Origin of the sequence: Thermosipho sp. (in: thermotogales) (genome assembly GCF_020054775.1) — a bacterium.
Classification (GTDB): Bacteria; Thermotogota; Thermotogae; order Thermotogales; family Fervidobacteriaceae; genus Thermosipho; species Thermosipho africanus.
This window is the reverse complement of record NZ_JAIHAP010000083.1, coordinates 1-7,752: the sequence shown is the minus strand read 5'-3', so window position 1 is coordinate 7,752 and position 7,752 is coordinate 1. Positions and strand designations below refer to the sequence as shown.

Annotated in this window: 9 protein-coding genes; all 9 read right to left on the bottom strand. The window is 32.3% G+C overall.

Translation table 11 applies throughout. From position 1 onward, the window contains the following. Positions 1–650 (bottom strand): energy-coupling factor ABC transporter permease (locus JG780_RS09880; RefSeq protein ID WP_287570430.1); only part of this gene is annotated, 650 nt, incomplete at its 3' end. Next, entirely contained in the window at positions 647–1,918 is a 1,272-nt protein-coding gene (hemL, locus tag JG780_RS09875; protein ID WP_287570428.1) for a glutamate-1-semialdehyde 2,1-aminomutase, read from the bottom strand. The genes JG780_RS09880 and hemL, both read right to left, overlap by 4 nt. Next, entirely contained in the window at positions 1,911–2,357 is a 447-nt protein-coding gene (locus tag JG780_RS09870) for a precorrin-2 dehydrogenase/sirohydrochlorin ferrochelatase family protein (protein ID WP_114703057.1), read from the bottom strand. The genes hemL and JG780_RS09870 overlap by 8 nt, the downstream gene beginning before the upstream one ends. After that, positions 2,339–3,295 carry a porphobilinogen synthase gene (gene hemB, locus JG780_RS09865; protein ID WP_287570425.1) on the bottom strand — a complete coding sequence of 319 codons (957 nt, stop codon included), beginning with the start codon at positions 3,293–3,295 and terminating at the stop codon, positions 2,339–2,341. Before hemB ends, JG780_RS09870 begins: the two co-directional genes overlap by 19 nt. 3 nt (positions 3,296–3,298) lie before the next feature. Beyond that, a complete protein-coding gene (gene cobA / locus JG780_RS09860; protein WP_287570424.1) occupies positions 3,299–4,687 on the bottom strand; it encodes a uroporphyrinogen-III C-methyltransferase in 1,389 nt (462 codons plus the stop codon). Then, positions 4,678–5,520 (bottom strand): hydroxymethylbilane synthase, encoded by an 843-nt coding sequence (gene hemC, locus JG780_RS09855; protein WP_287570422.1) that lies wholly within the window; start codon positions 5,518–5,520, stop codon positions 4,678–4,680. Before hemC ends, cobA begins: the two co-directional genes overlap by 10 nt. Continuing rightward, on the bottom strand, positions 5,517–6,635 hold the full coding sequence (gene hemA / locus JG780_RS09850) for a glutamyl-tRNA reductase (RefSeq protein WP_287570420.1): 1,119 nt from the start codon (positions 6,633–6,635) through the stop codon (positions 5,517–5,519). Before hemA ends, hemC begins: the two co-directional genes overlap by 4 nt. After that, complete coding sequence (gene cobK / locus JG780_RS09845; protein WP_287570418.1) at positions 6,625–7,362, bottom strand: precorrin-6A reductase; 738 nt, start codon at positions 7,360–7,362, stop codon at positions 6,625–6,627. The genes hemA and cobK overlap by 11 nt, the downstream gene beginning before the upstream one ends. Then, positions 7,359–7,752: SAM-dependent methyltransferase (locus JG780_RS09840; protein WP_463274146.1), on the bottom strand; the 394-nt coding region annotated here is incomplete at its 5' end. The genes JG780_RS09840 and cobK, both read right to left, overlap by 4 nt.

The following is a 7,752-nucleotide window of genomic DNA, read 5'->3' as shown; positions in this document are numbered from 1 at the left end:
ACAACAGTCAAAAATCCTTCAATTATTGCAAGTGGAATCTGAGTTACAGCAAAAATTCCAAGAAATTTTGCAAATGAATACCACATACCATATGATTTATCTGGAAATGCCAATGCAAGTTGAAAAGAAGTTGTTACATAGGTTAACAAATCTCCCAAAAATGCTGCTAAAAACACTGCAAGTGTTCTTTTACCTGTTTTCATAAGTAATTTATACACAAAATAACTTACAAGTGGACCAACAATTGCCATTGAAAACACATTTGCTCCAAGAGTTGTTATACCACCATGAGCTAGAAGAAGAGCCTGGAACAGTAGAACAATAGCACCAAGTACGGTCATAGTAGTAGGGCCAAATATTATCGCACCAAGACCTACGCCAGTAGGATGTGAACAACTTCCTGTAACAGAAGGTATTTTCATTGCAGAAAGCACGAACGCAAATGCCGCAACAAAAGCAAGTAACATCTTTTGTTTAGGGTTTTCTTTTAATATCTTTCTAATAGCAAAAAGTCCGTATGTAAAAAATGGTATAGAAAGTATGTACCAGAAAGTGGCATGGGCTGGTGGTAAAAAACCTTCCATAATGTGCATGCTAAATCCGAATGATGGAATTACAAAAACAAGTATTAAAACCATCAAAAACCTCATAGCTTTCCCTCCTTAAGTTTTTTTGAAAATTTTTCAAAGTAATATACCGTTTTTTCTATGTCTTCCTTTGAATGAGAAGATGAAATAAATAAACTTTCAAAAGGTGAGGGGGGTAGTAAAATACCGTTTTCGAACAAATATTTAAATAGTTTTTTGTAATTTTCAACGTCAGAATTCATTACTTTTTCATACGAATTAACCTCTTGTTTGCTAAAAAAGAAGGAAAGCATACTTTTTATTCTATTAACCTTAACATAAAAATCACCTAATGCACTGACAATCCCTTCTTCAAAATACTTTCCTAATTCGTCTAATTTAGAATAAAAACCTGGATCATTTTCAATAATTTTAATAGTCTTAATGCCAGCGGCAAGTGTTAGAGGATTTCCAGATAATGTACCTGCTTGATAAACTGGCCCTTGTGGAGATACTAATTCCATTATTTCTCTTCTTCCACCGTACGCTCCAACTGGAAGTCCTCCGCCTATAATCTTTCCAAGGGTTGTAATATCTGGAAGAACATTGTAATAACCTTGTGCCCCATTAATAGATACTCTAAATCCAGTTATAACCTCATCAAATATCAATAGTGAACCATATTCTTTGGTTATCTCTCTAAGGCCTTCTAAAAATCCTTGCTTTGGAAGTACAACTCCCATATTCCCTGCAACAGGTTCAACAATAACGCATGCTATATTTTCTCCGTATTTATCAAATAACTCTTTTACACTTTCTATATCGTTGTACCTTGCAACTAACGTATTTGAAACTATCTTCTCAGTAACACCTTTTGAACTTGGAGTTCCAAATGTCAATGCACCAGATCCTGCTTTTACTAAAAGCCCATCTGAATGTCCATGGTAGCATCCCTCAAACTTTACTATGAGTTCTCGATTCGTATACGCCCTTGCAAGCCTTATAGCACTCATAACTGCTTCTGTTCCAGAATTCACCATTCTTACCATTTCAACCGATGGAATATGCTTTACAATTAATCTTGCCATTTCTACTTCAAGTTCATGACATAAACCATAACTGGTTCCCAGCTCTGCTTGTTTTTTTATTTCTTCAACAACTTCCTCGTGTGCATGACCTAAAATAAGTGCACCCCAGGATTGTATATAATCGATGTACTCTTTGTTGTTTATGTCTATTAATTTACTTTTTTTTGCACTCTTGACAAAAATTGGTTCCATCTCCACAGATTTAAACGCCCTTACTGGACTGTTTACACCACCAGGCATATATTTTTTTGCTATCTCAAACATCCAATCCCCCCAAATATCTTTTTATCTTTTCTTTTAAATTTTTTGCCCTTTTTGGAGAATTACCAAAGCTTGAAACCGCAACTATAAAGTCTTTGTAGTTGAAAAAAGCCGGCATTAAAAAATCACAATATTCTTTACTTGTTGCATTATTTACAAGAACATTTTTATTTTGTGCATCCAGAAAAATCTGCTTATTTGTTCTCTCATCATTTGTTGCAGCAATAACTATGTCAAAGCCATCTAAATCTGAAGAGTCATATGCTTTTCTCACAAGCTTTATACCTTCCATCTCTTTTATCTCTCTACAAAAATCCTTTGAAATTACTGTTATTTCAACTCTTCCAAGAAGGTATTTTATTTTTCTTGCTGCAACTTTTCCTCCACCTACAATCAAACATTTCTTACCTTTTATGTTTAAAATTACTGGCAAGTAATCCATCTTGCAACATCCTTTGCATGATAAGTTATGATTATATCCGCTCCTGCCCTCTTCATACTAGTTAAAATCTCCATCACTATGTCCTTTTCATTTATCCACCCCATCTTTGATGCTGCCTTTACCATCGAATATTCTCCGCTCACATTGTATGCCGCAACTGGAATATTAAACTTTTCTTTTACAAGATGTATTATATCTAGATAAGAAAGTGCAGGTTTTACCATTACTATATCTGCCCCTTCTTCAATATCAAGCTCTATTTCCCTTAAAGCTTCTCTTTTATTTGCATAATCCATCTGGTAAGTCTTTCTATCTCCAAATGCTGGAGCAGAGTGAGCCGCATCTCTGAATGGGCCATAAAAAGAAGATGCGTATTTTACACTGTAGGACATTATAAGGGTATCTGTAAAATTATGTTCATCGAGCTTTTTTCTAATTTCGTAAACCCTTCCATCCATCATATCAGATGGTGCTACAATATCAGCTCCCGCTTCTGCATAGCTTAGTGCAATATCAGCTAGTACAGTCAAACTCTCATCGTTTAAAATCACACCATCTTTTACAATTCCACAATGGCCTTCTTTTGTATATCCACACATGCAAACATCTGCAATCAATACAATATCTTCAATTTCTCTTTTTATTTGTCTAAGTGCTTTTGGAATTATCCCAGAAAGTGCACACTCTAAATTCTTTTCCTCAGGCACTCCAAAGAGTATAAAACTTTTTATACCATATGATCTTGCTTCCTTTATCTCTTCAATTGCTGTATCAATAGAATATCTAAAAATACCTGGCATCGAATCTATTTCCTCTTTTAATTTGTAACCGTCCTTAATAAATAGAGGATAAACTAGATCATCCACACAAACCTTATACTCTCTTACAAGGCTACGTATAATCTCATTTTTTCTCAATCTTCTAGGCCTCTTTATCAAGATCTACCCTCCCTTTTTCAATATTTCCTTGCAAAGTTCTTCATAAGTGTATTTTTTTGGCATTATTTCAACTTTGTACCCATGATCTTCTATACATTTTTTAGTAACAGGCCCTATCGCACATATCTTTTCTTTATTAAGTTTTGCCATTTTAAGAAAAAATAAAAATGATGATGGGCTTGTAAAAACAACATAATCCATTTCTTTTTTTAATACTTCATTTAAAACCCTCTTCATTCTATAGTTCTCAATTGTTTGATAAATCTCAATCTTTTCTATGTTTTCCTCATTTATATCCTTCCCTAAATTCGACGTTATATATGCTGCCTTTTTTCTTTTATCAATCATTTCAAATAATTTTTCAGAAAGCTCTTTTTCAGGTATAATATCAGCAAATACGCCAACTTTTTCAAATTCTTTTGCTGTCTTTTCACCGATTACCGCTATCTCTGCTTTTAGGCTTCTTAAGTCAATTTTGAATTTCTTTAACCACTTTAAAAATAGCCGTACACCGTTTTTACTTGTAAATATCAATATCTCATATTTATCCAAATTTTTTGCAAGGTATTTAAGTTTTTCAACATTTTCTTTAATATAAAAGGTTGGAACAAAATAAAGTTGTGCACCGCTTTTCTCTAAAATTTCAAAATCCTTGCTATACTGAGTTGTAATTAATATTTTCTTTCCAAATAACTTTCCGCCTTCAAACCAATTTATTCTCTTTTTTACAACATCCCCTACAACCAAAAGCGAAGGTGAATCAAATAACTGGGTATTAAGATCCTTAACTAATGTCAGATAAGTTTTTTGTAGATTTGTCGTTCCGTTGTTTATAACCGCACAAGGTGTGTCAGGTAAAAACTTTTCAAGAAGTTTTTCTTTTACAAAATCTATGTTTTTTGAAACCATTAGAAATACTATAGTACCACTATCTTCGTAAATTTTTGTATCTTTGCTATGTCCTGTATAAACATGAAAGTGTGAAGAAATACCTCTTTGAGTAACAGGTATTCCTGCATAAGCTGGCACTGCAACTGCTGAAGTTATACCTGGAATTATTTCTACTTTAATTCCTCTTTGCGTTAAATAGTCAAATTCTTCCCCGCCTCTTCCAAATACAAATGGATCTCCACCTTTTAACCTAACAACTATATTTACTTTTCTTGCCTCGTCTTCTAAAATTTTGTTTATCTGTTCCTGAGTTTTGGAATGATTTCCTGCAACTTTACCAACATATATAAGCTTTGCATCATCTTTTGTAAAATTTAAAAGATTAGGATTTATTAGATGATCATAAACCACACAATCGGCCTTTTTTAAAACTTCTAATCCCTTTAAAGTTATTAATTTCAAATCTCCAGGTCCTGCACCTACAAGGTAAACTACTCCCATCTTATCTCCCCTAACACTTCATATGCTCTATCTTTATCAACGACAAGCTTTTCTCTCTTTTCATTTTTAAATATGTGAAAAATCAATTGATCATCATTCTTTTCACAGTAAAAACCAAACGGCGTGTTACAATCAAAACCTGATATAGAAAGGACTTTTCTTTCTATTTTTGAAACATATTCTGTATCAGGATCTACAAATTCATCTTTTACCTTTTCAAATAAAGGTAAAAATTTAGATGTAAATTCGAGTGCTAAAATTCCTTGGCATGGTGCCGGAACAACTTGCTCTATCGAAAAATAATTAGTAATTTTTTTCTCAAGCCCAAGTCTTTTTAATCCTGCCGCAGCAAGGACAATTCCATCAAGCTCTCCTATTCTTTTTAACCTTGTATCAACATTTCCACGAATGGGTACTATTTCAATGTCTGGTCTTAAAATACTTAATTGAAGCATACGTCTTTTACTTGAAGTACCAACTTTTGCACCACTTTCTAACGAAAAAAAATCCTTTTTTCCAACAAATACATCCCTTGCATCTTCTCTTTTTAATACTGAAGTTAATAATAGTCCATCTGGAATCTTACTTGGCATATCCTTCATACTGTGAATTGCAATATCAATTTCACCATTTAAAAGAAGCTTTTCAATATCACTTACAAAAACTCCTTTTCCTCCTATTTTCTCAACTGGCTTTTTTACAATATCTCCCTTTGTCTTTATTGGTATAACTTCAAATGAAACGTTCGATAACTTACTCTTTAACCTTTCAACAACCATATTAGTTTGTATTAAAGCTAGTTTGCTTCCACGTGTCCCAACCTTTATCTTCATAATCTTTCACCCTTTAAATATTGGATATGATAACTTGCCATTCTATTTGCGCATCTTCTAAGACTTTCCTTTATCTTTTCAAGATTTTTGTTATCCTCAACTTTATTAACAAGCCTTTTAAATTCTTCTTCCACAACAATGTCTCTCATCTTTATTACATCTTCTATCTTTTCTTTTAAATTTCGTGAATAATACCAATTCAAAAATTTTTCAATTCTTTGCTCTAAAATTTTTTGCATCATATCTATCTTTTCTTTCCTTAATAATCTATACTTTTCAGATATCTTTTGTAGATCATCAAGTGTGTATAAATCATGTAACTTTGAAAGTTCTGGATCTATATTTCTTGGCATCGAAAGATCAATAAACAATATTTTTTTTCTTGTATTAACTTTTTCCTTTTCAACGACATAGTGTGGGGCATTAGTTGCACTAATTACAACATCACTCTTTGAAATAAATTCATACTTTTTTGAAAAATCAACCAAATGTACTCCCGGATATTTATTTTTAATTTCTAAAGCCTTGGACTTTGTTCTGTTAGATATATATACATTTGCATTTCTATCAACAAGATACTTAACCACCTTTTGCCCCATTTGGCCTGTACCTATCACAAAAATATCTTTTTCTGAGACTTTTCCCCTAAGCTCCTCAATCAACTTTAGTGCAATATAACTTATTGAAAGTGGAAATTTTGAAACTCCTGTTTTTTCTCTAACCTCTTTTCCAACTGAAATAGCTTCATTAAATATTCGTTTTAATAATTTTCCTTCACAATAATTTTTGTATGTATTTTTTACTTGTGAAAGAATTTGGTGTTCTCCAAGAACCATGGAATCAAGCCCTGATGAAACTTTAAATAAATGTCTTACAACATCAACCCCAGTCCTTTGTATCAAATATCCTTCCACATTTTCATCTAAATCAAAAGGTAGCTTTTTTAAATCTCCAACAAAATATATCTCTCTTCTATGGCACGTTTTAAGCACGGCAACTTCATCTACTTTACTTTTTAAAAGCTCAATAATTTCTTTTTCATCAAAATCAAACTTTTCTAAAATATAAAGAGGAGCATTTCTCCCTATGCCTATCATTTTTAGATTATTCAGCATCCTTTATCACCCTCATTAGTTCATCTATACTGCTTACCTTTTTCCTACCAACTTCTTTAGGTCTTTTGACAATAATCAAGTGTATTCCAAGTTGTTTTGCAGCTTCTACCTTTTCAAAGAGATTACTCTCCTTTGTAACAACTACCTGGGCCTTTGTTTCTTTAAACAAAATATAATTAAGCTCCTTAGAAAATGGCCCCTGCATTGCTATTATATTTTTGGGCAAAATATTTAAATCCTCACAAACCTTTATTGATTCAACCGTTGGAAGTACCCTCACAAAAACATTCTTTGAATCAATCAAATCCTTATACACTGCCAAATTCTTAGTCCCTATGGTTAAGAAAATATTGTCAAAATCATAGCATTTTTCTTTTGCCTGACTGTGTCCTTCCACATATATTGCATTTTCATATGAAACTTTTTCTTCTTCCTCTAAGTACCTTATATAATCCACATTTAGTTCTTTTGAAACTGAAAAAGCTATTTTACTAATAATAGTTGCAAAAGGATGAGTTGCATCGACTATAACTTTGATATTGTTTTTCAAAATTAAACTCTTTAGACTTTCTCTATCAAGTTCTCCATATACAGCCTTTAAATTTTTATTTTCATTTATTAATTTTTTCCCATATTCTGTTTTTGTAGAAACTAGCACTTTATATTTTCTTGAAAGCGCATCTGCGACTTTTCTTCCTACACTTGTTCCAGATAAAACAAGTATCATTTATACCACCTTGGTGTAATTAATCTTCCGAAATTTTCGTATGTATATTTGTTTCCAACTATCACTGTTGTATTCATGTCTATAAAATCGATGTTTTCAAATATTTGAGAAAGCTCTATTATTCTCATACTAAAATCTGCTCTGTAGCAATTTTTTACTAATGCTACTTTTGTTTTAGCCGGCTTGTTATCCACAATAACCTGAAATATTTCTTTAGTTTTTTCCAATCTAACCTTGCTTATGGGGTTATAAATAACCATCACAAAATCTACCTTGCAAGCAAGTTCAACTCTTTTCTTTATCTCTGAAATGTCCACGTTATAATCTGAAAAGCTCAAGACAACAAAATCATTGCTTATAGGTGATCCCAAAATGCTAGCACAGGCATTT